The sequence below is a fragment of the Kribbella lupini genome, assembly GCF_039529595.1.
Classification (GTDB): domain Bacteria; phylum Actinomycetota; class Actinomycetes; order Propionibacteriales; family Kribbellaceae; genus Kribbella; species Kribbella lupini.
The window spans coordinates 287,898-311,435 of sequence record NZ_BAAANC010000004.1; the positions used below are offsets into that span (position 1 = coordinate 287,898).

Consider the following 23,538-nt stretch of genomic DNA (forward strand, 5'->3'; position numbering starts at 1 on the left):
CGTGGAGCGATCTTGACACCTCTATTCTGGACATTTAGGATCTAGGTTATGAAGATGAACGAGGGCGTCGAGTGGGCCCTGCACAGTTGCGTGAACCTGTGCTGGATCCCCGGTGAGACCGTCACCGCGAAGAAGCTCGCCGCCTTCTACGAACTCCCCACGGCGTACCTGAACAAGCAGCTCCAGGCGCTCTCCCGGGCCGGCATCATGTCGTCGACGTCGGGGCCGAAGGGCGGCTTCCAGCTGGCCAGGCGACCGGAGGACATCACCTTGCTGGACGTCGTCGTCGCGATCGACGGTCCGGAGGACGCCTTCCGGTGCACCGAGATCCTGAAGGCCGGCCCGGGCGCCGACCCGAAGGTCGACTACCGCAAGACCTGCCTGGTCGCCGGCTCGATGCGCCGCGCCGAGCTCGTCTACCGCCGCGAACTGGCGGCCCGCACGATCGCCGACCTCGTCGCCGACGTCGAGCGGTCCTTCCCGCAGACCCCGGAGAGCACCCGCGCCTGGTTCGCCAACCTCAAGTCCTGAGCTGTGCCCACTCCCCTTAGCCCATCCCTTGATTCTGGATATTGATCATCTAGTTTAGGAGTCCGACCATGTCTGCACCGATTCTCGTCCGCGCCACCGACGCCGAGGTCCTCGCCGCCAGCGGAGTGACGCTGCTCGCCGACACCCCGGCCACCAACGGCCACCTGACCAGCCACCGCTCGATCTTCCAGCCCGGCAAGGAAGGCGCTCCCCCGCACCTGCACCGCGAGGCCTCCGAACTCTTCTACGTCCTCACCGGCAACCTCCGCGTCCTCACCGGCGAAACCCTCACCACCCTGCACGCGGGCGACTTCCTGGTCGTCCCGCCCGGCACCCCGCACGCCTTCGAAGCCGCCGGCGACTCGACCGCCGAGGTCCTGTTCGTCCTCACCCACGCCAAGCCCCGCTTCGACTACTACCGCCTGCTCGAAGGCGTCTACCGCGGCGACACCGACCCCGCCGTCCTGGCCACCACCTCCGACACCTACGACAACCACTACGTCGAGAGCCCGACCTGGATCGGCCGGTAGATCAACAGCACGAGAACCGTTCGCCCAGCCCGCGAACGGCCTCGCCGAACGAACCGGCCACGACCAATCCCGCAACGCCTACCGCCAACTCCGCGCCCCACACCGAGCCCCCACCTCACCCAAACACCACTTTGAGCACCACTCAGCCGTCGCAGGCGGCATTCTGTGGCTGAGTGGCGCACAAAGTCACCTTGGTGTCGGGGTGTCGGGGTATCGGGGCGGGCACTTGGCGGCCGAGCGGACGGCGGTTGGATACGGGCGCCGAGCCGGCGGCGGTGGGCCGCGGGTTGTCGGTAGGGCGAAAGTTGCTCTCAGTGGATTCCAAGGAAGTTCTCAGTACGGTGCGTCACCATCGTGCAAAGCGGCGATGGGAGACGCGATGGCTGGTACGGCGGTGGCGACCGGGGTGCTGTCCTACCCGGCGGAGTCGGTGGTGGTGCTGGCCGGGATTCCCGGGGCCGGGAAGAGCACGTTGCTGCGGCGGGTGTTTCCACCCGGCAGCAACGTGACCGTGCTGGATTCCGCGACCACGCGCGACGAGTGGCGGCCGATGCTCGGAGGCTTGCCGTACGGCGTGTGGCGGCCGCTCGTGCACCTCACGTGCTACGTACGCGTGGTCCGGGCGATCCGGCGCGGTGGCCCGCTGGTCATCCACGACTGCGCGACCCGGCCGGTGGCGCGGCGGCTGATCGGATGGGCGGCGCGGACGGCGGGGTTGCCGGTCCACCTGATCATGCTCGACGTACCGGAGGAGGTGGCCCGACGCGGACAGGAGGACCGCAACCGAGTGGTCCGCGAGGCCAGCATGGCCAACCACAGCAGGCGTTGGCCGGAGCTGGTCAAGCAGGCCGCCGAGGATCCCGGACTGGTGGTGCCGGGCGCGGTGAGCGCCGTGGTGCTCAGCCGGGGGCAGGCCAATCAGGTCGAGGAGATCGTGTTCCACCAACCCGAAGCGAACTTCTGACCCGGCGCCGCTTCGAGGAAGCTCACGTCATCCGCGCAGGCCGTCGCCCGCTCAGACCGAGCGGGTGACGACCAGGTCGCAGAGGGACTCGAGGGCTTCGCGGGCGATGCCTTCGGGGAGGGCGGCCAGGAGCTTGCGGGCTTCGTCGGCGCGACGGCGTACGTCGTCCTCGGCCTGCTGCAGCGCCGGGTGGGCCCGGAGCGCGGCCAGGGCCTCGGCCAGGCGGGCGTCGTCGGTGAGGTCGGCGGCCAGCAGCTCCGTCAGGCGGGCGTCCTCGGGGTTGGACGGGTCGGCCTGCGCCTCGAAGATCAGCACCGGGAGCGTGGGCACGCCCTCGCGCAGGTCCGTACCGGGCGTCTTGCCGGACTGACCGGACTCCGAGGTGACGTCGAGGATGTCGTCGGCCAGCTGGAAGGCCGCGCCGATCTCCTCGCCGAACGCACGCAGGGTCTCCTGGATCTCCTCGGACGCGCCGGCGAACCGGGCTCCGAAGAGGGCCGACGTCGCGATCAGCGAGCCGGTCTTGTCGGCGACGACCGACAGGTAGTGCGCCAGCGGGTCCTGTCCTTCGCCGACGCCGAGCGTCTCCCGGATCTGCCCCTCGACCAAGCGGCCGAACGTCCGGGCCTGGATCCGGACCGCCTCCGGCCCGAGCGAAGCGACCAGGTCAGACGCCCGGGCGAACAACCAGTCCCCGGCCAGGATCGCGACCGAGTTGTCCCACGCGGCGTTCGCGGTGGACGCGCCGCGCCGCAGCGCGGCCTCGTCCATCACGTCGTCGTGGTGCAGCGTCGCGACGTGGGTCAGCTCGACCACGACGGCCGAGTCGACCACCTCGGTCGCGTCGGGCCGGGGCCCGAACTCCGCGGCCAGCAGGACCAGCAACGGCCGGAACCTCTTGCCCCCGGCAACCATCACGTGCTGGGCGGCCTGGGTGACGAACGGCGCCTCGGACTGGGTGGAGTCGCGCAGCGCCTGCTCGACCCGTTCCAGCCCGGCACGAACCCGGGACTCGAGCGCCTCGTCGGCGAACGCGAATCCCAGGCTCTCGGCCGGCAGCGGGGTCGGACTCAACGGATGAACTCACCCGCACGGGCCGCCAGGTCGAGCATCGGTCCGGGAACCAGACCGAGCACCACCGTGGCGGCGAGACCCAGGGCGACGGCGGTCGTGGTCTGCCACCCGGGCAGCACCACGTCCGGAGCGTCGTCCGGCAGGTCGGAGAAGAACATCAGCACGATCACGCGGACGTAGAAGAACGCGGCGACCAGGCTGCAGAGCACGGCGATCACGACCAGCGGCCACGCGCCACCGGTCCAGGCCGCGGTGAACACGGCCCACTTGCCGGTGAAGCCCGCGGTCAGCGGGATGCCGGCGAACGACAGCAGGAAGAAGGCGAAGATGCCGCCGAGCAGCGGCGACTTCTTGCCCAGCCCCGCCCACCGCGACAGGTGGGTCGCCTCGCCGCCGGCGTCGCGCACCAGCGTGACGACGGCGAACGCGCCGATGGTCGGGAAGCCGTAGGTGACCAGGTAGAACAGCACCGCCTGGGTCGAGGTGATCCCGTTCAGCACGCCGCTGCCGGCCTGGGCCAGCCCGATGAACGCGGTCAGCAGGAAGCCCGCGTGCGCGATCGAGGAGTAGGCCAGCATCCGCTTCACGTCGGTCTGGGTGATCGCGACGATCGAACCGACCACCATGGTGAGGATCGCGACGATCCACATCATCGGTGCCCAGTCCCAGCGCGTTCCGCCGAGCGCGACGTAGAAGACCCGCATCAGCCCGATGAACGCGGCGATCTTGGTGCAGGCCGCCATGAACCCGGTGACCGGCGTCGGCGCGCCCTGGTAGACGTCCGGGGTCCACGAGTGGAACGGCACGGCGCCGACCTTGAACAGCAGGCCGACCCCGAGCAGACCGGTCCCGGCCAGCAGGATCGCGTCGCCACCGGTCTGGGTGGCCAGCGCGTCGGCGATGCCGCCGAGCGACATGGTGCCGGCGTACCCGTAGAGCAGGGCGATGCCGAACAGCAGGAACGCCGAGGCGAACGCGCCGAGCAGGAAGTACTTCATCGCCGCTTCCTGCGAGATGAGCCGGCGACGCCGGGCCAGACCGCAGAGCAGGTACAGCGGCAGCGAGAAGACCTCGAGCGCGACGAACAGCACCAGCAGGTCGTTGGCCGACGCGAACAGCATCATGCCGCCGATCGCGAACATCGTCAGCGGGAAGACCTCGCTGTGCTCGACCTTGGCCGCGGTGCCCTCGCGCTCGGCCTCACTGCCCGGTACGGCGGCCGCCTGGCCGGCGAACGCCGACAGGCCTCCGTCGACCGAGCGCTCGGCGAACAGCAGCAGGCTGATCAGCGTCAGCGCGAGCAGGATCACCCAGGTGTACAGCGCGGGGCCGTCCACCGAGATCGCACCCTGCGCCGCGATCAGCTCCTTCTCGTCGGCCATCAGCAGCACGGTCAGCACGCCGGCCACCACCACGCCGACGATCGCGATCGCGACCTGGACCAGGTGACGCCAGGCGCGCGGGAGGAACGCCTCGGCGAGTACGCCGAGGCAGGCCGCCCCGAAGACGACGAACAACGGCATCAGCTCGTTGTACTCGATCTTCGGCGCGACGAAGTCCGCCAGCGGCAGAACCTGCGCCGTCAGCACTGCACTCACTTCTGTCCCTCCGTCACGGGGATCTCAGGGGCCCTGTCGGTGACGCCCACGATCTGCATCGTCGACTCCACCGCCGGCTTGATGATGTCGACCACCGGCTTGGGGTAGATCCCGAAGCCGACGATCAGCAGCACCAGCGGGGCGATCGCGAACACCTCGCGGAAGTTCAGGTCCTTCAGCTTCTCGATCCCGTCGCGGACCGGCCCGGTCATCAGGCGCTGGTACATGATCAGGATGTAGAGCGCGGCCAGCACGATACCGACCACCGCGATCACGGCGATCACCTTGTGCTTGCTGAACGTCCCGGCCAGCACCATGAACTCGCTGATGAACGGCGACAGACCCGGCAGCGCGAGGCTGGACAGGCCGGCGAACAGGAACGTCCCGGCCAGCACCGGCGCGACCTTCTCGACGCCGCCGTAGTCGGCGATCCGGGCCGAACCGCGGCGCGAGATCAGGTACCCGGCGACCAGGAACAGCGCCGCCGTCGACAGGCCGTGGTTGAACATGTAGAGCGTCGACCCGGTCAGCCCCTGCGAGGTGAGCGCGAAGATGCCCATCACGATGAAGCCGAAGTGCGAGATCGAGGTGTAGGCGATCAGCCGCTTGATGTCGGTCTGCCCGATCGCCACCAGCGCGCCGTACAGGACGCTGATCAGCGCGAGCACCAGGACCACCGGGGTGGCCCACTTCGAGGCCTCCGGGAACAGGCCCAGGCAGAACCGGATCATCCCGAAGGTGCCGATCTTGTCCAGGATGCCGACCAGCAGCACCGAGGTGCCCGGCGTCGCCTCGGCGGCGGCGTCCGGCAGCCAGGTGTGGAACGGCACCATCGGCGCCTTCACCGCGAAGGCGAAGAAGAAGCCGAGGAACAGCCAGCGCTCGGTGTTCTGCGACATGTCCAGCTTGATCATGTCGGTCAGCAGGTACGACGGGTCGCCGGCCTTGGCCGAGACGACGTACAGGCCGATCACCGAGGCCAGCATCAGCAGCCCGCCGAGCAGCGAGTAGAGCAGGAACTTCACCGCGGCGTACGAGCGCTGCGCGCCGCCGAAGCCACCGATCAGGAAGTACATCGGGATCAGCGTGGCCTCGAACAGCACGTAGAACAGGAACACGTCGGTGGCGGCGAAGACCCCCAGCGACAGCGCCTCGAGCACCAGCAGCCAGACGAAGAAGGACTTCTCGCTCCAGCGACCGGTCTTCGCGTCGTTCCAGGAGGCCAGCTGGACGATCGGGGTGAGCAGCGCGGTGAGCACCAGCAGCACCAGGCCGACCCCGTCCAGGCCGAGCGCGAAGTGCGCGCCGAAGGCCCCGATCCAGGTGTGGGTCTCCTCGTAGTCCGCCGCACCGTTCTGGTGGTAGCCGACGGCAATCACCAGGGTGAGCACCAGCGTGAGCAGCGAGAAGACCAGCGAGACCTGCTTGGCCAGCAGGGCCTTCGCCTTGGGCACCGCCAAGGTGACCAGGGCTCCCACGAGAGGCAGGAGCAACAGATACGTCAGCCAACCGATGTTCACGACAACCTCACCGCGAGGAGGGCGACGACCACGAGAGCGGCGCCGAAGACCATGCTGAGTGCGTACGAACGGACGAAGCCCGTCTGGAACCGGCGGAGCCGGCCGGACAGACCGCCGAAGAGTGCGGCCAGGCCGTTCACCGAGCCGTCCACGCCCCGGTTGTCCAGCCAGACCAGCGTCCGGGTGAGGTACTGGCCCGGACGCATCAGGACCGCCTCGTTGAGCGCGTCGCCGTACAGGTCACGGCGGGCGAACGTGGTGACCGGCGAGACCTTGACCGGCGCCTCGCGCGGGATCTCCTGGCGGTAGCGCAGGTACCCGACGGTGGCGCCGACGAGAACCACGACGACCGTGATCAGCGTCATCACCAGCGCGCTGACCGGCGGGTGGTGCTCCTCGTGCCCGACCACCGGCTCCAGCCAGTGCACGATCCAGTCGCCGAGGAAGTACAGCGCGCCGCCGAAGATCGACAGGAACGCCAGCACGATCAGCGGGACCGTCATCGACTTGGGCGACTCGTGCGGGTGCACGTCCTCGGCCCAGCGCTTCTTGCCGAAGAAGGTCATCATCATCAGCCGGGTCATGTAGAACGCGGTGATGCCGGCCGCCAGCAGGGCGCACAACCCGATCACGAAGTTGTCCGCGAAGGCGGCCTCGATGATCTTGTCCTTGCTCCAGAAGCCGGCGAAGCCCGGGAACCCGATGATCGCCAGGTAGCCCATCAGGAAGGTCGCGAAGGTGATCTTCATCGACGTCCGCAGGGCGCCGTAGTGGCGCATGTTCACGTCGTCGTTCATGCCGTGCATCACCGAGCCGGCGCCGAGGAACATGTTGGCCTTGAAGAAGCCGTGGGTGATCAGGTGGAAGATCGCGAACACGTAGCCCGCCGGGCCGAGGCCCGCGGCGAGCATCATGTAGCCGATCTGGCTCATCGTCGAACCGGCCAGCGCCTTCTTGATGTCGTCCTTGGCGCACCCGATGATCGCACCGGCCAGCACCGTCACGGTGCCGACGATGACGACCGCGGTCGAGGCGACCTCGGTCTGCTCGAAGATCGCGTGCGAGCGGGTGACCAGGTAGACGCCGGCGGTGACCATGGTCGCCGCGTGGATCAGGGCCGAGACCGGGGTCGGGCCCTCCATCGCGTCCAGCAGCCAGGACTGCAGCGGCACCTGGGCCGACTTGCCGCAGGCCGCGAGCAGCAGCATCAGGCCGACCAGCGTGGCCCAGGTCGACGACATCCCCTCGGCGCCGGAGTTCACCGAGGTGAAGGCCGACGAGCCGAACAGCGCCCACATGCTCATCACCGCGAGCGAGAGGCCGATGTCACCGACCCGGTTCACCACGAACGCCTTCTTGGCGGCGGTGGCGGCCGAGTGCCGGTCCTGCCAGAACCCGATCAGCAGGTACGACGCCAGACCGACGCCTTCCCAGCCGACGAACACCAGCAGGTAGTCCGCGGCCAGCACCAGCAGCAGCATCGCCGCGATGAACAGGTTCAGGTAGGCGAAGAAGCGGCGCCGGCGCGGGTCGTGCGACATGTAGCCGATCGAGTAGATGTGGATCAGCGACCCGACACCCGTGATCAGCAGCACGAACAGGATGGACAGCTGGTCCACCAGCAGGGTGACGTCGACGTGCACGCTGCCCACCGAGAACCACTCGAACAGCTTGACCGTCTCGGACCGCTCCTCGGCGCCGTGCCCCTGCATCTGGACGAACAGGACAGCACCGCAGACGAAGGAGGCCAGCGACGCCGCGGTGCCGAGCAGGTGTCCCCAGGCGTTGGTGGCCTTGCCACCGAGCAGGAGGATCGCCGCCGACACCGCTGGGATCGCGACCAGCAGCCACGCGAGCTCATGACTCATCGGTGATTACCTCAGTACTTGAGCAGGTTGGCGTCGTCGACCGAGGCCGAACGACGGGTGCGGAAGATGGCCATGATGATCGCCAGGCCGATCACGACCTCGGCCGCGGCCACCACCATCACGAAGAAGGCGGCGATCTGGCCGTCGAGATTGCCGTGCTGGCGGGCGAAGCTGACGAACGCCAGGTTGCACGCGTTCAGCATCAGTTCCACACACATGAACACGACGATGGCGTTACGGCGTACGAGAACACCCAGAGCACCGATGCTGAAAAGGATCGCCGCCAAGATGATGTACGGCTCGGTGCTCACAGCTTGTCTCCTTCGCCGTAGCCGGTCAGGTCCGTGCTCTCGGGCTCGGACGGGACCTGGTCACCGGGGTCGCCTTCGCTGATCCGGCGGACCGTGTCGATCTCGTCGCGCTCCTCGTTCTCGGGGAACACCGTGCCACGGGCCTGCAGCACCCGCGAAACCGAGGTCGGCGCGATCGACCCGTCCGGCAGCAGCGCCGGGGTGTCGACGGCGTTGTGCCGGGCGAGCACACCCGGCGTCGGCAGCGGGCCGGGGTGCACGCCGTGGTCGGCGTACTTGCGGATCCGCTCCTCGGCGAGGTCGCGCTGGGTCTTCTTGCGGGTCAGCCGCTCGCGGTGGGCCAGCATCATCGCGCCCATCGCGGCGGTGATCAGCAGCGCCGAGGTCACCTCGAAGGCGAACACGTACTTGCCGAACAGCAGCTGGGCGATCCCGTGCGGGTTGCCGTCCGGCTGGGCCTGGCTCAGGCCGACCGGGTCGCCGTACACGGCGTTGCCGACCGCGAAGACCAGCAGCACGCCGATCCCGAGGAAGGCCAGCCCGGCCAGCAGGCGCTGTCCGCGAATCGTCTCCACCAGGGAGTCGGACGCGTCGACACCGACCAGCATCAGCACGAACAGGAACAGCATCAGGATGGCGCCGGTGTAGACGATGATCTGGACGGCGAACAGGAACGGCGCGTCCTGCGCGGCGTACTGGACGGCCAGGCAGACCATCACCGTGGCCAGCAGCAACGCCGAGTGCACCGCCTTGCGGACCAGGATCATCGCGATCGCGGCCAGCACCATGACCGGCGCCAGCATCCAGAACGCGACCTGGCCGCCGGTGACGAGACTGGTCACTGGTCGCCACCGCCCTGCAGCGAGCTGTCCGGGTGCTTCGAGGCGCTCTCCGGGACCACGGCCGAGCCCGTCAGGCCCAGGTAGTAGTCGGTCTGCGACCGGCCCAGCTGCATCTCGTGCGGCGGCTCCTCCATGCCCGGCAGGAGCGGCGCCAGCAGGTCCTTCTTCTCGTAGATGAGGGACTCGCGGCTACGGTCGGCCAGCTCGTACTCGTTGGTCATCGTGAGTGCCCGGGTCGGGCACGCCTCGATGCAGAGTCCGCAGAGGATGCAGCGCAGGTAGTTGATCTGGTACACCCGGCCGTACCGCTCGCCGGGCGACATCCGCCCGCCCTCTTCGTTGTCCGCGCCCTCGACGTAGATGGCGTCCGCGGGGCAGGCCCACGCGCACAGCTCGCAGCCGATGCACTTCTCCAGGCCGTCGGGCCAGCGGTTCAGCTGGTGCCGGCCGTGGAACCGCGGGGCGGTCGGCTTCTTCTCGAACGGGTACTCCTCGGTGAACACCTTGCGGAACATCGTCCGGAAGGTGACTCCGAACCCCGCTACGGGATCCCAGAGGGATTCTTTGACGCTAGCCACGGCTGCCTTCCTTGCTACGGCTGTCAGTCTTGCTACGACTGTCCGTCTCGCTTGCGCTCGGAGCGTTGACGAGCGGTGGGGGAACCGGGAACCCGCCGGCGAACGCGTCGAACTCGGCGTCGTCGACCTCGGGCTCGGGATCGGTCTTCTTCTGCGGCAGGAACATCGTGATCACCGCGATCAGCGCGACCACACCGGCGGCCAGCAGCAGCCAGTTGCGCTGGAAGTCGACCTCGCGGCCGACGGCGCGGACGGTGGCGACCAGCACGATCCAGCCCAGCGAGACCGGGATCAGGATCTTCCAGCCCAGCTTCATGAACTGGTCGTAGCGCAGTCGCGGCAGCGTTCCGCGCAGCCAGATGTAGAAGAAGATGAAGCACATCATCTTGCCGACGAACCACAGCACCGGCCAGTAGCCGGAGTTCGCGCCGTCCCAGATCGAGATCGGCCACGGTGCGCGGTAGCCGCCGAGGAACAGCGTGGTGGCCAGCGCGGACACGGTCGCCATGTTGATGTACTCGGCCAGGAAGAACATCGCGTACTTCATCGACGAGTACTCGGTCAGGAAGCCGGCCACCAGCTCGCCCTCGGCCTCCGGCAGGTCGAACGGCGCCCGGTTCGTCTCGCCGACCATCGAGATCACGTAGATCACGAACGACGGGAAGAGCAGGAACGCGTACCAGCCCGGGATCGGGATGTCGGCGCCGAACAGGCTGACCGACTGGTGCGAGCCCTGCGCGGCGACGATCTCCGAGGTGGACATCGAGCCGGCGAACAGGAACACCGTCACCAGCGCCAGGCCCATCGCGACCTCGTACGAGATCATCTGGGCGCTGGAGCGCAGACCACCGAGCAGCGAGTACGTCGAGTTGGACGACCAGCCGCCGAGCACGATGCCGTAGATGCCGATCGAGGCGATCGCCATCACGTACAGCACCGAGACCGGCAGGTCGGTGATCTGCAGCCGGGTGTAGGTGTCGGTGAACGGGATCTTCACCGTCGGGCCGAACGGGATCACCGCGAAGGTCAGGAAGGCCGGGATCGACACGATCACCGGCGCCGCGACGTAGACGAACTTGTCCACGCCCTTCGGCATCAGGTCTTCCTTGAACATCAGCTTCATACCGTCGGCCAGCGACTGGAGCAGACCGAACGGGCCGTGCACGTTCGGGCCGACCCGGTGCTGCATCCGCGCCACGACCCGGCGTTCCCACCAGATGTTGAACAGGGTGAGCACGACCAGGAAGACGAAGACCAGCAGCACCTTCAGGCCGACGACCCACCAGGGGTCGTTGCCGAATCCGGCGTCCGGTACGTCGGCCGTCGCGGCGAGCGGGACGACGAGACTCATGAGTTCCCTCCGGCGATGGTCACGATCGAGCCGTGGTCGGCGTGCAGCGCGCGCCGGACGTGCGAGTCGGCCGAGTTCGTCGGCAGCCAGACCACGTTGTCGGTCATCGGGGTGATCGCGACCGGCAGCCGGATCGAGCCGGCGTCGGTGCTCACCACGAGCTCGTCGCCCTCGGTCACGCCCACCCGGTGCGCGGTCGTCAGCGACAACCGGGCGACCGGCTTGCGCGCGGTCGCGACCAGGTGCGGCTCACCGTCGTTGCTGCGGCTGGCGTCGATCAGCATCCGCCAGGTCGCCAGGCGGGTCGAGTCGAACGCGCCGAGCGACGGACCGGCCTGGTACGTCGGCTCCTGCGCGCGGTCGCCGTCCCAGCGGCCGAGCTCGTCGTACTCGCGCTTGGCGCCGGCCGGGGTGCTGAACCCGAGCGAGGCGTCCATCTCCTGGGCCAGCGCGGCCAGCGCGCGGACGTCCGGCATCGCGGCCGGCACCTTGAGCACGACCGGGAACGGCCGCTCGCGGCCCTCCCAGTTCACGAAGGTGCCGTCCTTCTCGGCCGGCGGTACGACGGGGAAGATCACGTCGGCGTGCTCGGTGACCTGCGAGCTGCGGACCTCGAAGCTGACCACGAACGGCGCGGCCTCGAGCGCGGCCAGTGCGGCCGACGGGTCCGGCAGGTCGTCGATCTCGACGCCCGCGACGACCAGGGCCTGCAGCGACCCGGCCGCGGCCAGGATCTCGCTGGTGTCCCGGCCGGCCGCGGTCGGCAGGTTCTCGACGCCCCACGCGGCCTGCAGGTCGACCCGGGCCTGAGCGTCGGAGACCAGCCGGCCACCGGGCAGCAGGCCCGGCAGGCAACCAGCCTCGAGCGCGCCCCGGTCGCCCGCGCGACGCGGGATCCAGGCCAGCTGGGCACCGGTGTCGAGCGCCAGCCGCAGCGCCGCGGACAGTGCACCAGGCACGGTCGCGAGCCGCTCGCCGACGATGATCACCGCGTCCGGTCCGAGCGCCGCCTTGGCTGCCGCGCCGGTGTCGCCCTGGTTGCCCAGGTCGGCCAGTACGGCGGCTTCGGTGCCCGGCGTGGTCGAGACCACGACACCGTCGAGCTTCTCGACACCGCGCGACGCGAGCGACGCGACCGTGAACACCTTGGTGCCGCGGTTGCGCACGCCCTTGCGGAGGCGGAGGAACACCGTCGGCGCCTCCTCCTCGGGCTCGAACCCGGCCAGCAGCACCGCGCCGGCCCGCTCGAGGTCGGAGAACGTCGTACCGAGACCCGTACCGGCCACCGCGGCGGCCAGGAAGTCGGCCTCCTCCGGCGAGTGCGGACGGGCCCGGAAGTCGATGTCGTTGGTGCCCAGGGCAACGCGGGCGAACTTCGAGTACGCGTAGGCGTCCTCGAGGGTCAGCCGGCCGCCGGTCAGGACGGCGGCGTTGCCGCGCGCCGCGGTCAGCTTCTCGGCCGCGAAGGTCAGCGCCTCCGGCCAGGACGCCGGCCGCAGCTCGCCGTCCTCGCGGATCAGCGGGTGGGTCAGCCGGTCGCCGGTGGTCGCGTAGTTGAACGCGAACCGGTCGCGGTCGGAGATCCACTCCTCGTTGACCGCCGGGTCGTCGCCGGACAGCCGCCGCATCACCTTGCCGCGCCGGTAGTCGACCCGGATCGCCGCACCGGAGGAGTCGTGCTCGGCCACCGACGGCACCGACACCAGGTCGAACGGCCGCGAGCGGAACCGGTACGCCGCCGAGGTCAGCGCGCCGACCGGGCAGATCTGGATCGTGTTGCCGGAGAAGTAGCTCTCGAACGGCTCCTTCTCGTAGATCCCGACCTGCTGCAGCGCGCCGCGCTCGATCAGCGCGATGAACGGGTCACCGGCGATCTGCTCGGAGAACCGGGTGCAGCGGGCGCAGAGCACGCAGCGCTCGCGGTCCAGCAGCACCTCGGCGGAGATGTTGATCGGCTTGGGGAAGGTCCGCTTGACCGCGTCGAAGCGGCTCTCGCCGTTCCCGTTGGTCATCGCCTGGTTCTGCAGCGGGCACTCGCCGCCCTTGTCGCAGACCGGACAGTCCAGCGGGTGGTTGATCAGCAGGAACTCCATGATCCCGTGCTGCGCCTTGTCCGCGACCGGCGAGGTCACCTGCGTGCGGACCACCATGTTGTCGGCGACGGTGATCGTGCAGGAGGCCTGCGGCTTCGGCATCCCGCGGCCGTTGCCGGCGTCGGGGATCTCGACCAGGCACTGGCGGCAGGCGCCGACCGGGTCGAGCAGCGGGTGGTCGCAGAACCGCGGGATCTGGATCCCGGCCTTCTCCGCCGCCCGGATCAGCAGGGTGTTCTTCGGGACCTTGACCTCGATGTCGTCGATGGTCACGGTGACGAGGTCGACCTTCTCGACCTCGGCGCCCGACGGGGGGTTGGCTTGGATGGTCATGCGCTTGCTCCAGCGGTCGCGAAGACGGTGGACGCCATCGGGTCGAACGGGCAGCCGCCGTGGGTGAAGTGCGCGAGGTACTCGTCCTTGAAGTGCTGGATCGAGCTGGTGATCGGCGCGGTCGCACCGTCGGCCAGCGCGCAGAACGAGCGGCCGGTGATGTTCTCGCTCAGGTCCAGCAGCGTCTCGAGGTCGGCCTCGCTGCCCTGGCCCTTCTCCAGCCGCTCCAGGATCTGGACCAGCCACCAGGTGCCCTCACGGCACGGCGTGCACTTGCCGCAGGACTCGTGCTTGTAGAACTCGGTCCAGCGCAGCACCGAACGGACCACGCAGACGGTCTCGTCGAAGATCTGCAGCGCCTTGGTGCCGAGCATCGAGCCGGCCGCGCCGACGCCCTCGTAGTCCAGCGGGACGTCGAGGTGCTCGGCGGTCAGCAGCGGCGTGGACGAGCCGCCCGGGGTCCAGAACTTCAGCTGGTGGCCCTCACGGACGCCGCCGGCCAGGTCGATCAGCTCGCGCAGCGTGATGCCGAGCGGCGCCTCGTACTGGCCCGGCCGGGTGACGTGGCCGGACAGCGAGTACAGCGTCATGCCCTTGGACTTCTCGGTGCCCATCGTGCCGAACCAGTCCGGCCCGTTCTTGATGATGGCGGGAACAGAGGCGATCGACTCGACGTTGTTGATGACAGTGGGGCAGCCGTACAGACCGGCCACGGCCGGGAAGGGGGGACGCAGCCGGGGTTGACCGCGACGACCTTCCAGCGAGTCGAGCAGCGCCGTCTCCTCGCCACAGATGTAGGCGCCGGCGCCGGCGTGCACGATGACGTCCAGGTCGTAGCCGCTGCCGAGGATGTTGGTGCCGATGAAACCGGCGGCCTTGGCTTCCTCGACGGCCTGCTGCAACCGCCGTACGACGTGCAGGACCTCACCACGGACGTAGATGAACGCCGTCGACGCACGGATCGCGTACGACGAGATGATGACGCCCTCGACCAGCGTGTGCGGCGAGGCCATCATCAGCGGGATGTCCTTGCAGGTGCCCGGCTCGGACTCGTCGGCGTTGACGACCAGGTACTTCGGCTTCGGGTTGTCCTGCGGGATGAACGACCACTTCATGCCGGTCGGGAAGCCCGCGCCGCCACGGCCGCGCAGACCGGAGTCCTTGACGGCGGTGACCACGTCGGCCGGCTGCATCCGCAGCGCGGTCTGCAACGCGTCGTACCCGCCGGAGCGCTGGTACGACGAGAGCTGCCAGGCGCGGATCTGGTCCCAGTTGTCGGACAGTACCGGGGTCAGCATGGTCAGTCCTCCTTCCGGGAGTCGGGGGTGGCCGGGGAACCGGTGCCGGACTCCTTGCCCGGCTGGTCCTCGGGCCGCGGGCCGGAGGCGGCCTCGGGCGAGACCGTCTGCTCGGCGGCCGCACCGCCACCACCGTGGTTGCCGTTCGGCGCGGTCCAGTTGCGCTCGCGGGCCAGCCGGAGACCGGCCAGCGACGCCTTGCCACCGGTCGGGCCCTCGTCGGCGCGGCCGTCGGGGAAGCCGGCCAGCACGCGCTCGGCTTCCTTCCAGGTGCAGATGGTGGCGCCGCGCGGCGACTTCACCTCGGTGCCCTCGCGCAGGTCGTCGACCAGCTGGGTGGCCGACTCCGGCGTCATGTCGTCGAAGAACTCCCAGTTCACCATCATCACCGGCGCGTAGTCGCAGGCGGCGTTGCACTCGAGGTGCTCGAGGGTGATCTTGCCGTCCTCGGTGGTCTCGTCGTTGCCGACGTCCAGGTGGGACTTGAGCCGCTCGAAGATCAGGTCGCCGCCCATCACCGCGCACAGCGTGTTGGTGCAGACCCCGACGTGGTAGTCGCCGACCGGGCGGCGCTTGTACATCGTGTAGAAGGTGGCGACCGCGGAGACCTCGGCGCCGGTCAGCCCGAGCACGTCGGCGCAGGCCTCGATGCCTTCGGGGGTGACCCGGCCCTCGACCGACTGCACCAGGTGCAGCATCGGCAGCAGCGCGGAACGGCCGACCGGGTACCGGGCGGCCAGTTCGCGCATCTCCGCGATCGTGGTCTCAGTGATCTTCGAGTCGCCGGTGCTGTAAGGCACCTGCTTGTCGGTCGCCGTAGCGTGGTTCTCGGCCATTTAGCGGTCCACTCCACCCATCACCGGGTCAAGGCTGGCGACGGCGACGATCACGTCGGCGACCTGTGCGCCCTCGCACAGGATCGGCATCGCCTGCAGGTTTGCGAAGGACGGGTCACGGAAGTGCGCCCGGTACGGCTTGGTGCCGCCGTCGGAGACCAGGTGGCAGCCCAGCTCGCCGCGCGGCGACTCGATCGCCACGTAGGCCTGGCCGGCCGGTACCCGGAAGCCCTCGGTGACCAGCTTGAAGTGATGGATCAGCGCTTCCATCGACTCGCCCATGATGTGCTTGATGTGGTCGAGGGAGTTGCCCATCCCGTCGTTGCCGACGGCCAGCTGGCTCGGCCAGCCGATCTTCTTGTCGGCCACCATCACCGGCTCGCCCTCCATCTTGGCGAGCCGCTCGGCGCACTGCTCGACGATCTTGAGCGATTCCCACATCTCCTGCAGCCGGACCCGGAAGCGGCCGTACGAGTCGGCGGTGTCCCAGGTGGGCACGTCGAAGTCGTAGGTCTCGTAGCCGCAGTACGGCTGGGTCTTGCGCAGGTCCAGGCCGTAGCCGGTGGCGCGCAGCGGCGGGCCGGAGATGCCCAGCGCCATGCAGCCGGCGAGGTCGAGGTACCCGACGTCCTGCAGCCGCGCCTTGAAGATCGGGTTGGCGTTGCAGAGTTCGGCGTACTCGGGCAGGTGCTTGTTCATCCAGGTGATGTAGTCCCGGATCTTGTCCAGGGCACCCGGCGGCAGGTCCTGCGCCACACCGCCCGGCCGGATGAACGCGTGGTTCATCCGCAGGCCGGTGATCAGCTCGAACAGGTCCAGCGTCATCTCGCGCTCGCGGAACCCGATCGTCATCACGGTCAGCGCGCCGATCTCCATGCCACCGGTGGCGATGCAGACCAGGTGGCTGCTGATCCGGTTGAGCTCCATCAGGAGCACCCGCATCACGTTGGCCTTCTCGGGGATCTGGTCCTCGATGCCGAGCAGCCGCTCGACGGCCAGGCAGTACGCGGCCTCGTTGTAGAACGGCGACAGGTAGTCCATCCGGGTGCAGAACGTGACGCCCTGCGTCCAGGAGCGGAACTCCATGTTCTTCTCGATACCGGTGTGCAGGTAGCCGATGCCGCAGCGGGCCTCGGTCACCGTCTCGCCCTCGATCTCGAGGATCAGCCGGAGCACGCCGTGCGTCGACGGGTGCTGCGGGCCCATGTTGACGACGATCCGCTCTTCGGGCTCGTCGGCGAGGCCGGCGACCACGGAGTCCCAGTCCTGACCGGTGACGGTGAAGACCTTGCCCTCGGTGGTGTCGCGGGCGTCGGCGTAGGGGTCGGTAGTGGTCATCAGTTGTAAGACCTCCGCGTGTCGGGCGGCGGGATGACGGCGCCCTTGTACTCGACGTCGATGCCGCCGAGCGGGTAGTCCTTGCGCTGCGGGTGGCCCGGCCAGTCGTCGGGCATCTGGATCCGGGTCAGCGCCGGGTGTCCGTCGAAGACGATCCCGAAGAAGTCCCAGGTCTCGCGCTCGTGCCAGTCGTTGGCCGGGTAGACACTCACGATCGACGGGATGTGCGGGTCGGTGTCCGGGCAGGACACCTCCAGCCGGATCCGCCGGTTGTGGGTGATCGAGAGCAGGTGGTAGACCGCGTGCAGCTCGCGGCCGGTCTCGTTCGGGTAGTGCACCCCGGAGACGCCGGAGCAGAACTCGAACCGCAGGGCCTCGTCGTCGCGCAGGTGCTGCGCGACCTCGACCAGGCGCTCCCGGCGTACGTGCAGGGTCAGTTCGCCGCGGTCGACGACGACCTTCTCCAGCGCCTGGTCGCCGACCAGGCCCTCGAGGCGCTCGGTCGCGCCGTCGAACCAGGAGCCGTACGGCTTGGCGCTGCCACCGGGCAGCGCGACCTGGCGGCGCAGGCCACCGAAGCCGGAGGTGTCGCCGGTGCCACGGACACCGAACATGCCCTCGCGCTGGTCGACGACCTCCGCCGCCGGCGTCTGAGCGTCGCCGGCCGAGGTGGTGGCCGGAAGGTTCTCCGGCTGGTGGTCGCTCATCGAAGCAGGCCCTTCAGTTCAAGGGTCGGGGACGCGGTCAGCGCGGCGGCCTCCTGCTCGGCCTGCAGCGCCTTCTTGTTCGCGCCGAGCTTGCCGTGCTGGATGTCGTCGTGCAGCTTGAGGAAGGCGTCCAGCAGCATCTCCGGCCGCGGCGGGCAGCCGGGCAGGTACATGTCGACCGGTACGACGTGGTCGACGCCCTGGACGATCGCGTAGTTGTTGAACATGCCGCCCGACGAGGCGCAGACACCCATTGCCAGCACCCACTTCGGGTTCGGCATCTGGTCGTAGATCTGGCGCAGCACCGGGGCCATCTTCTGGCTCACCCGGCCGGCCACGATCATCAGGTCGGCCTGACGCGGCGAGGCCCGGAAGACCTCCATGCCGAACCGGGCGGCGTCGTAGCGCGGCGCACCCGTCGTCATCATCTCGATCGCGCAGCAGGCCAGCCCGAAGGTTGCCGGCCACAACGAGGCCTTCCGCATGTAGCCGGACAGGCCTTCCACGGTGGTCAGCAGTACGCCGGCCGGAAGCTGTTCCTCAACACCCATAGGTCAGTCCCACTCCAGTCCGCCGCGACGCCACACGTAGGCGTAGGCGACGAAGACGGTTGCGATGAAGATGACCATCTCGATCAACCCGAACAGCGCCATCTGGTCGAAGGCGACGGCCCACGGGTAGAGGAAGATGATCTCGATGTCGAACACGATGAACAGCATCGCGGTGATGTAGTACTTCACCGGGAAGCGGCCACCGCCGACAGGCTGCGGGGTCGGCTCGATCCCGCACTCGTAGCTGTCGAGCTTGGCCCGGTTGTAGCGCTTCGGGCCGACCACCGCGCTGGTCACCAAGGTGCCCGCCACGAAGATCGCCGCCAGTACGCCGAGCACGAGGATCGGTACGTAAGGGTGCATCGGTCGGTGCTCCCTCCTTCTTGCGTCGTCCTGCCGCCTGATTTACCTGTTGCGAGTCAGCACTGTGTTATCAGTACCGCTGTGGCTCACGTCACTCGCCCCGCCGCTTTCACGCGGCCGGTGCCACCTTGGTGAGTCCGTTGATGATCTTGTCCATCACGTCACCGTCGCGCGGGTCGGTGAGGTTGGCCAGCAACTTCAGCGTGAACTTCATCAGCGTGGTGCGCGGCAGACCGTACTTCGTGCACAGCCGCATCACCTCCGGATTGCCGATCAGCTTCACGAAGACCCGGCCGAGCGTGTAGTACCCGCCGTACTCCTGCTTCAGCGCCTTCGGGTACGCCGACAGCGCGCGCTCGCGCTGGTTCGGCTGCCGGCGCAGCGCCTGCGCGGCGACCTCGGCGGCGAACGCCCCGGACTCCATCGCGTACGGGATGCCCTCGCCGTTGAACGGGTTCACCATGCCGCCGGCGTCACCGAGCAGCATCAGGCCGCGGGTGTAGTGCGGCTGCCGGTTGAAGCCCATCGGCAGCGCCGCGCCCCGGATCGGGATGGTCTGGAACTCGTCGCGGAACTGCCACTCCTCCGGCGTGTTCTTCAGCCACTGCTTGAGCAGGTCGGCGTAGTCGACCTTGCCGAAGGCGTCGGAGGTGTTCAGGATGCCGAGGCCGACGTTGACGGTGCCGTCGCCCATCCCGAAGATCCACCCGTAGCCCGGCAGCAGGTTGCGCTGGCCGGGGTTGTTCGGGTCGTCGGTCCACAGCTCCAGCCACGACTCGAGGTAGTCGTCGTCGTGGCGCGGGCTGGTGAAGTAGGTGCGCACGGCCACGCCCATCGGGCGGTCGTCGCGCTTGTGCAGGCCCATCGAGACGCTGAGCCGCGACGAGTTGCCGTCGGCGGCCATCACCAGCGGCGCCCGGAACTCGATGTCCTCGCCGGCCCGGCGGCCGTTGTCGTCGACCGGCTTGGCGGTGACGCCGACGATGAAGCCCTTGTCGTCGAGGATCGGCGCGGTCACGTTGGTCCGCTCGCGCAGCTGGGCGCCGGCCTTGACGGCCTGGCGGGCCAGCATGTCGTCGAAGTCCATCCGGTTGCGGGTCAGCCCGTAGTTCGGGTGGCTGGCCAGGTCGGGCCAGTCCAGCTGCAGCTGGTGCCCGGCGCCCTGGATCCGCAGGCCGTAGTTCTTGATCCAGCCGGCCTCTTCGGAGATGTCGATCCCCATGTTGATCAGCTGCTTGGTCCCGCGCGGGGTGAGGCCGTCGCCACACACCTTCTCGCGCGGGAACGCGGTCTTCTCGAGCAGCAGGACGTCGAGGCCGGCGTTGGCCAGGTGGTACGCCGCGGCCGAGCCTGCGGGCCCGGCGCCGACGACGATCACATCAGCGGTCTCGGCCTGCTGCCTGTGCGGCACGCTCTGGCTCATCTCATCCCGGCCTGGAGTTGGGGCAGTTGGTCTCCGGACCCTCGTGAATCGCTTCACGAGGTCTGGTCACCCGACAGTCTAGGACTGCCTGACGAGGACGCGAAACCGACCCGGACTCCCTTGCCCGCAAGCGATTTAGGTCCTGATTTCCTTGCGTAATTAACTCGGCTTCACGCCTCGGTGGATGGCCACCAGGCCGCCGGTCAGGTTGGCCCACTGGACGTGGGTCCAGCCCGAGGCCTCGATCGCCCGGGCCAGCGGCTCCTGCGGCAGCCAGGCGCGGGTGGACTCGGCCAGGTACTCGTACGCCTCGGGGTTGGTCGACACCAGCCGCCCGACCACCGGCACCGCGCGCATCATGTACTCCAGGTAGGCCACCCGGAACGGTTTCCAGGTCGGGTGCGACTGCTCGAGCACGACGAGCCGCCCGCCCGGGCGGGTGACCCGGAGCATCTCCTGCAACGCGACCGTGACGTCGTTCACGTTCCGCAGCGCCCACGAGATGGTCACCACGTCGAAGCTCTCGTCGGCGAACGGCAGGTGCAGCGCGTCGCCCGCGATCAGGTCGAGCTCGGGGTAGCGCCGCTTGCCGACCCGCAGCATCCCGACCGAGAAGTCGCAGGACACCACCTCGGCGCCGGCCTCGCGCAGCTTGATGCTGGACGCGCCGGTCCCGGCGGCCAGGTCGAGGATCCGCATCCCCTTGCGGGGCGCGATCTCGGCCAGCGTCGCCGGCCGCCAGACCAGCTTCTCCAGGCCCATCGTCGCCACCGCGTTGGTCCGGTCGTAGCCCTCGGCCACGTTGTCGAACATCGCGGCGACGTCGTGCGGCTGTTTGCTCAGGTCTGCGCGGGTCACCGGTTCAGTGTTGCGCAGAACGCGCGGCACCCGGCAGCCGGGGTTTGTCTGGTGGATCACGGCCGACTTGTCTGGTTGATCACGGCTGGAGGAGGCACCGAAATTCGCTGGACACAGACCAGGCATACGCTTGCATGCCGTGAGGGAGCGTCAACCAGCCAGATCGGCCACCGTGACCCGGGACCGAGCCGAGCAGCGAGGAGCGTTGTCGTGAGCTTGCCTGACCCGGTCCACCCCGGTGCCGAGCCGGTCCCGCACCTGGTGGTGCGCAGCCACCCGGTCGAGGAAGTCTCGAAGCACCTGCTGGACCACCTGCCGGCCGACGGAGCGCTCGCCTGGGTACGCCGGGGCGACGGCCAGGTCGGCTGGGGCGTCGCCGCCCGGCTCGACGTTGCCGGGAGCAACCGCTTCGCGACGGCGCAGGAGTGGTGGAAGGCGCTCACCGCGGCGGCCGTCGTACGGGATGACGTCGGCGTACCAGGGTCGGGACTGGTCTGCTTCGGATCCTTCGGTTTCACCGATCAGGACCCGGCCGGGCTGGTGGTGCCCGAGGTGATCGTCGGGCGCCGCGGGCGGACGACCTGGGTGACCACGATCTCCCCGGCTTCGTCACTGGCTGCGCCGCCTGAGCTGACCGTGAACGACCCGGCCCCGGTCGGTGAGATCGCGTTCGCCGACGGCGCCCGGTCGGGCACCGAGTGGTCCGCGATCGTCGCCGACGCGGTGAAACGCATCACGTCCGGCGAGGTCGACAAGGTCGTGCTGGCCCGCGACCTGGTCGCCCAGTCCGACCAGCCGATCGACCTGCGCTGGCCGCTGAAGCGGCTGGCCTCGGCGTACCCGAACTGCTGGACCTTCTCCGTCGACGGCCTGATCGGGGCCACCCCCGAACTGCTGGTACGACGGGAGAAGGGCCTGATCACCTCCCGCGTCCTGGCCGGGACGATCCGCCGGACCGGCGACGACGCGCACGACCTCGCGCTCGCGGCGTCGCTGGCACGCTCGAGCAAGGACCTCGAGGAGCACGAGTTCGCCGTCCGGTCCGTCGCCGAGGCGCTCGAGCCGCACTGCAAGTCGATGAACGTGCCGGAGACGCCGTTCGTCCTGCACCTCCCGAACGTGATGCATCTCGCGTCCGACGTCGCCGGCGTCGCCGCCAACGGCGCCTCGGCCCTCGGCCTCGCCGCCGCCCTGCACCCGTCGGCAGCGGTCTGCGGTACGCCGACCGACGTCGCCCGCGACCTGATCGCCGAGGTCGAAGGCATGTCCCGCGGCCGCTTCAGCGGCCCGGTCGGCTGGATGGACGCCTCCGGCGACGGCGAGTGGTGCATCGCCCTCCGCTGCGGCCAGGCCGACCCCGACGACCCGACCAAGATGCGCCTGTTCGCCGGCGCCGGCATCGTCGCCGGCTCCGACCCCGACGCCGAACTCGCCGAGACCAACGCCAAACTCGTCCCGATGCGCGACGCCCTCGGCATCTGATCAGCCCACGCGTCCGCCGCAGCCACTCGTCGCTACGCTCCTCGCCGCGGCCGCTCCCACCCACCCCCGGCTTGGCGCCGTACATTCAGCTTCCGGCGGGCGCCGGCTCTCCGGCTGCTGGAGGCGTCAACTGCCGCTCGGCCGGCGCTCAGCGGTGTCGCCGACGCCCACCACTGTCCAAGCCCTGCCGGATGCCGGCCGTCACGCTCGCGGCGGCCTCGCCATGGCTCTCGGCGGGAGGTTGGACGGTGGTGGCCGTCGACACTCAGCGGCTACCGCCGAAGCACTGGGCTGCCGCCGAGACCTACCGCCTGACTCGCCTCCCTCCAGTTCTTGCACACGATGTCGGCAGGGTCCGATCTACCCGGCCGATCGCCGAAAACCCGCGATTTCCAGCCCGGCGTAGGATTTCCGACGCGCCAGGAAGCTGACCCTTTCGTTGGGAGTCCGACTGTGAAGTTGACCAAGTTCACGCATGCCTGTGTCCGGATCGACAAGGACGGCAAGGTGCTGCTGATCGATCCGGGGACGTTCAGCGAGGACGCGGTGTTCGAGGCCGCGGACGCGATCCTGGTCACCCACGAGCACCCGGACCACCTGGACGTCGAGCGGATCAAGGGGCTCGACGCGCCGATCTACACCAACGCCGGTGTCGCTGCGCAGCTGACCGAGCTGGGCGACCGGGTCCAGGTCGTCGAGGGCGGACAGGCCTTCGACGCGGCCGGGTTCGCGATCCGTGCCTACGGCAAGGACCACGCGGTGATCCTTCCGGAGCTGGGTGTCCCCTGCCAGAACATCGGCTTCCTCGTCGACGACGCGGTCTACCACCCGGGCGACTCGTTCACCCAGCCGGACCGCCAGGTGCACACCAACCTCGTACCGGTGTCCGGCCCGTGGTTCGCGCTCCCGCCCGCGGTCGAGTACGCCCGCGCCGTCAACGCGCAGCAGACCCTCGGCATCCACGACGCCCTGCTCAGCCCGATCGGCCAGGGCATGATGCAGCGCTTCCTCGACGGCCAGGCGGACCGCCCGTACAAGCTGGCCCAGCCCGGCGACTCGATCGAGATCAACTGACATTTGTCACCACTC

22 protein-coding genes are annotated in these 23,538 nt (G+C 69.0%); 5 read left to right on the forward strand and 17 right to left on the reverse strand.

Annotated features, from left to right (window positions below; all coding sequences use genetic code 11):
* The first annotated feature begins 48 nt into the window (after nt 1-48).
* The 3 genes from ABD235_RS34475 (at nt 49) to ABD235_RS34485 (ending at nt 2,025) form a co-directional block, all read left to right on the forward strand.
* On the forward strand, nt 49-531 hold the full coding sequence (locus tag ABD235_RS34475; RefSeq protein WP_344181896.1) for an RrF2 family transcriptional regulator: 483 nt from the start codon (nt 49-51) through the stop codon (nt 529-531).
* A 68-nt stretch (nt 532-599) separates the two neighbouring features.
* Nucleotides 600-1,061 (forward strand): cupin domain-containing protein, encoded by a 462-nt coding sequence (locus ABD235_RS34480; RefSeq protein WP_344181898.1) that lies wholly within the window; start codon nt 600-602, stop codon nt 1,059-1,061.
* Between the two features lie 379 nt (nt 1,062-1,440).
* Nucleotides 1,441-2,025: an AAA family ATPase gene (locus ABD235_RS34485; protein ID WP_344181900.1), complete on the forward strand. Its 585-nt coding sequence runs from the start codon at nt 1,441-1,443 to the stop codon at nt 2,023-2,025.
* A 51-nt stretch (nt 2,026-2,076) separates the two neighbouring features.
* Here ABD235_RS34485 and ABD235_RS34490 read toward each other — a convergent pair whose 3' ends face one another.
* The 17 genes from ABD235_RS34490 to ABD235_RS34570 all read right to left on the reverse strand — a co-directional run bounded on the left by ABD235_RS34490 (nt 2,077) and on the right by ABD235_RS34570 (nt 20,967).
* On the reverse strand, nt 2,077-3,099 hold the full coding sequence (locus ABD235_RS34490) for a polyprenyl synthetase family protein (protein ID WP_344181901.1): 1,023 nt from the start codon (nt 3,097-3,099) through the stop codon (nt 2,077-2,079).
* Nucleotides 3,096-4,697: an NADH-quinone oxidoreductase subunit NuoN gene (gene nuoN / locus ABD235_RS34495; protein ID WP_344181902.1), complete on the reverse strand. Its 1,602-nt coding sequence runs from the start codon at nt 4,695-4,697 to the stop codon at nt 3,096-3,098. Before nuoN ends, ABD235_RS34490 begins: the two co-directional genes overlap by 4 nt.
* The gene (locus ABD235_RS34500) at nt 4,694-6,217 is read right to left on the reverse strand and encodes an NADH-quinone oxidoreductase subunit M (protein ID WP_344181903.1); all 1,524 of its coding nucleotides are present in this window, start codon (nt 6,215-6,217) and stop codon (nt 4,694-4,696) included. The genes nuoN and ABD235_RS34500 overlap by 4 nt, the downstream gene beginning before the upstream one ends.
* Entirely contained in the window at nt 6,214-8,085 is a 1,872-nt protein-coding gene (gene nuoL, locus ABD235_RS34505) for an NADH-quinone oxidoreductase subunit L (protein WP_344181905.1), read from the reverse strand. Before nuoL ends, ABD235_RS34500 begins: the two co-directional genes overlap by 4 nt.
* An 11-nt stretch (nt 8,086-8,096) precedes the next feature.
* The gene (gene nuoK / locus ABD235_RS34510) at nt 8,097-8,396 is read right to left on the reverse strand and encodes an NADH-quinone oxidoreductase subunit NuoK (protein ID WP_077019076.1); all 300 of its coding nucleotides are present in this window, start codon (nt 8,394-8,396) and stop codon (nt 8,097-8,099) included.
* Nucleotides 8,393-9,238: an NADH-quinone oxidoreductase subunit J gene (locus ABD235_RS34515; protein WP_425553214.1), complete on the reverse strand. Its 846-nt coding sequence runs from the start codon at nt 9,236-9,238 to the stop codon at nt 8,393-8,395. Before ABD235_RS34515 ends, nuoK begins: the two co-directional genes overlap by 4 nt.
* Complete coding sequence (gene nuoI / locus ABD235_RS34520) at nt 9,235-9,816, reverse strand: NADH-quinone oxidoreductase subunit NuoI (RefSeq protein ID WP_344181908.1); 582 nt, start codon at nt 9,814-9,816, stop codon at nt 9,235-9,237. Before nuoI ends, ABD235_RS34515 begins: the two co-directional genes overlap by 4 nt.
* The gene (nuoH, locus tag ABD235_RS34525) at nt 9,809-11,167 is read right to left on the reverse strand and encodes an NADH-quinone oxidoreductase subunit NuoH (RefSeq protein WP_344181910.1); all 1,359 of its coding nucleotides are present in this window, start codon (nt 11,165-11,167) and stop codon (nt 9,809-9,811) included. The genes nuoI and nuoH overlap by 8 nt, the downstream gene beginning before the upstream one ends.
* Nucleotides 11,164-13,593 carry an NADH-quinone oxidoreductase subunit G gene (locus ABD235_RS34530; RefSeq protein ID WP_344181912.1) on the reverse strand — a complete coding sequence of 810 codons (2,430 nt, stop codon included), beginning with the start codon at nt 13,591-13,593 and terminating at the stop codon, nt 11,164-11,166. Before ABD235_RS34530 ends, nuoH begins: the two co-directional genes overlap by 4 nt.
* Nucleotides 13,590-14,891, reverse strand: coding sequence for an NADH-quinone oxidoreductase subunit NuoF (nuoF, locus tag ABD235_RS34535; protein ID WP_344181914.1), 1,302 nt, complete (start codon nt 14,889-14,891; stop codon nt 13,590-13,592). Before nuoF ends, ABD235_RS34530 begins: the two co-directional genes overlap by 4 nt.
* A 2-nt stretch (nt 14,892-14,893) precedes the next feature.
* On the reverse strand, nt 14,894-15,727 hold the full coding sequence (gene nuoE, locus ABD235_RS34540; protein ID WP_344181916.1) for an NADH-quinone oxidoreductase subunit NuoE: 834 nt from the start codon (nt 15,725-15,727) through the stop codon (nt 14,894-14,896).
* Nucleotides 15,728-17,065: an NADH-quinone oxidoreductase subunit D gene (locus ABD235_RS34545; protein WP_344181919.1), complete on the reverse strand. Its 1,338-nt coding sequence runs from the start codon at nt 17,063-17,065 to the stop codon at nt 15,728-15,730.
* Nucleotides 17,065-17,772, reverse strand: coding sequence for an NADH-quinone oxidoreductase subunit C (locus tag ABD235_RS34550; protein ID WP_344181921.1), 708 nt, complete (start codon nt 17,770-17,772; stop codon nt 17,065-17,067). The genes ABD235_RS34545 and ABD235_RS34550 overlap by 1 nt, the downstream gene beginning before the upstream one ends.
* On the reverse strand, nt 17,769-18,323 hold the full coding sequence (locus ABD235_RS34555; protein WP_344181924.1) for a NuoB/complex I 20 kDa subunit family protein: 555 nt from the start codon (nt 18,321-18,323) through the stop codon (nt 17,769-17,771). Before ABD235_RS34555 ends, ABD235_RS34550 begins: the two co-directional genes overlap by 4 nt.
* Nucleotides 18,324-18,326: 3 nt before the next feature.
* Complete coding sequence (locus tag ABD235_RS34560) at nt 18,327-18,686, reverse strand: NADH-quinone oxidoreductase subunit A (RefSeq protein WP_184799103.1); 360 nt, start codon at nt 18,684-18,686, stop codon at nt 18,327-18,329.
* A gap of 109 nt (nt 18,687-18,795) precedes the next feature.
* Nucleotides 18,796-20,109, reverse strand: coding sequence for a geranylgeranyl reductase family protein (locus tag ABD235_RS34565; RefSeq protein WP_344181929.1), 1,314 nt, complete (start codon nt 20,107-20,109; stop codon nt 18,796-18,798).
* A gap of 159 nt (nt 20,110-20,268) precedes the next feature.
* Entirely contained in the window at nt 20,269-20,967 is a 699-nt protein-coding gene (locus tag ABD235_RS34570; protein ID WP_344181931.1) for a demethylmenaquinone methyltransferase, read from the reverse strand.
* A 210-nt stretch (nt 20,968-21,177) separates the two neighbouring features.
* On the opposite strand from ABD235_RS34570, the gene ABD235_RS34575 reads away from it, so the two are divergent.
* Nucleotides 21,178-22,449: an isochorismate synthase gene (locus tag ABD235_RS34575; RefSeq protein WP_344181934.1), complete on the forward strand. Its 1,272-nt coding sequence runs from the start codon at nt 21,178-21,180 to the stop codon at nt 22,447-22,449.
* Nucleotides 22,450-22,902: 453 nt separating this feature from the next.
* Complete coding sequence (locus ABD235_RS34580; RefSeq protein WP_344181936.1) at nt 22,903-23,523, forward strand: MBL fold metallo-hydrolase; 621 nt, start codon at nt 22,903-22,905, stop codon at nt 23,521-23,523.
* Nucleotides 23,524-23,538: the final 15 nt, after the last annotated feature.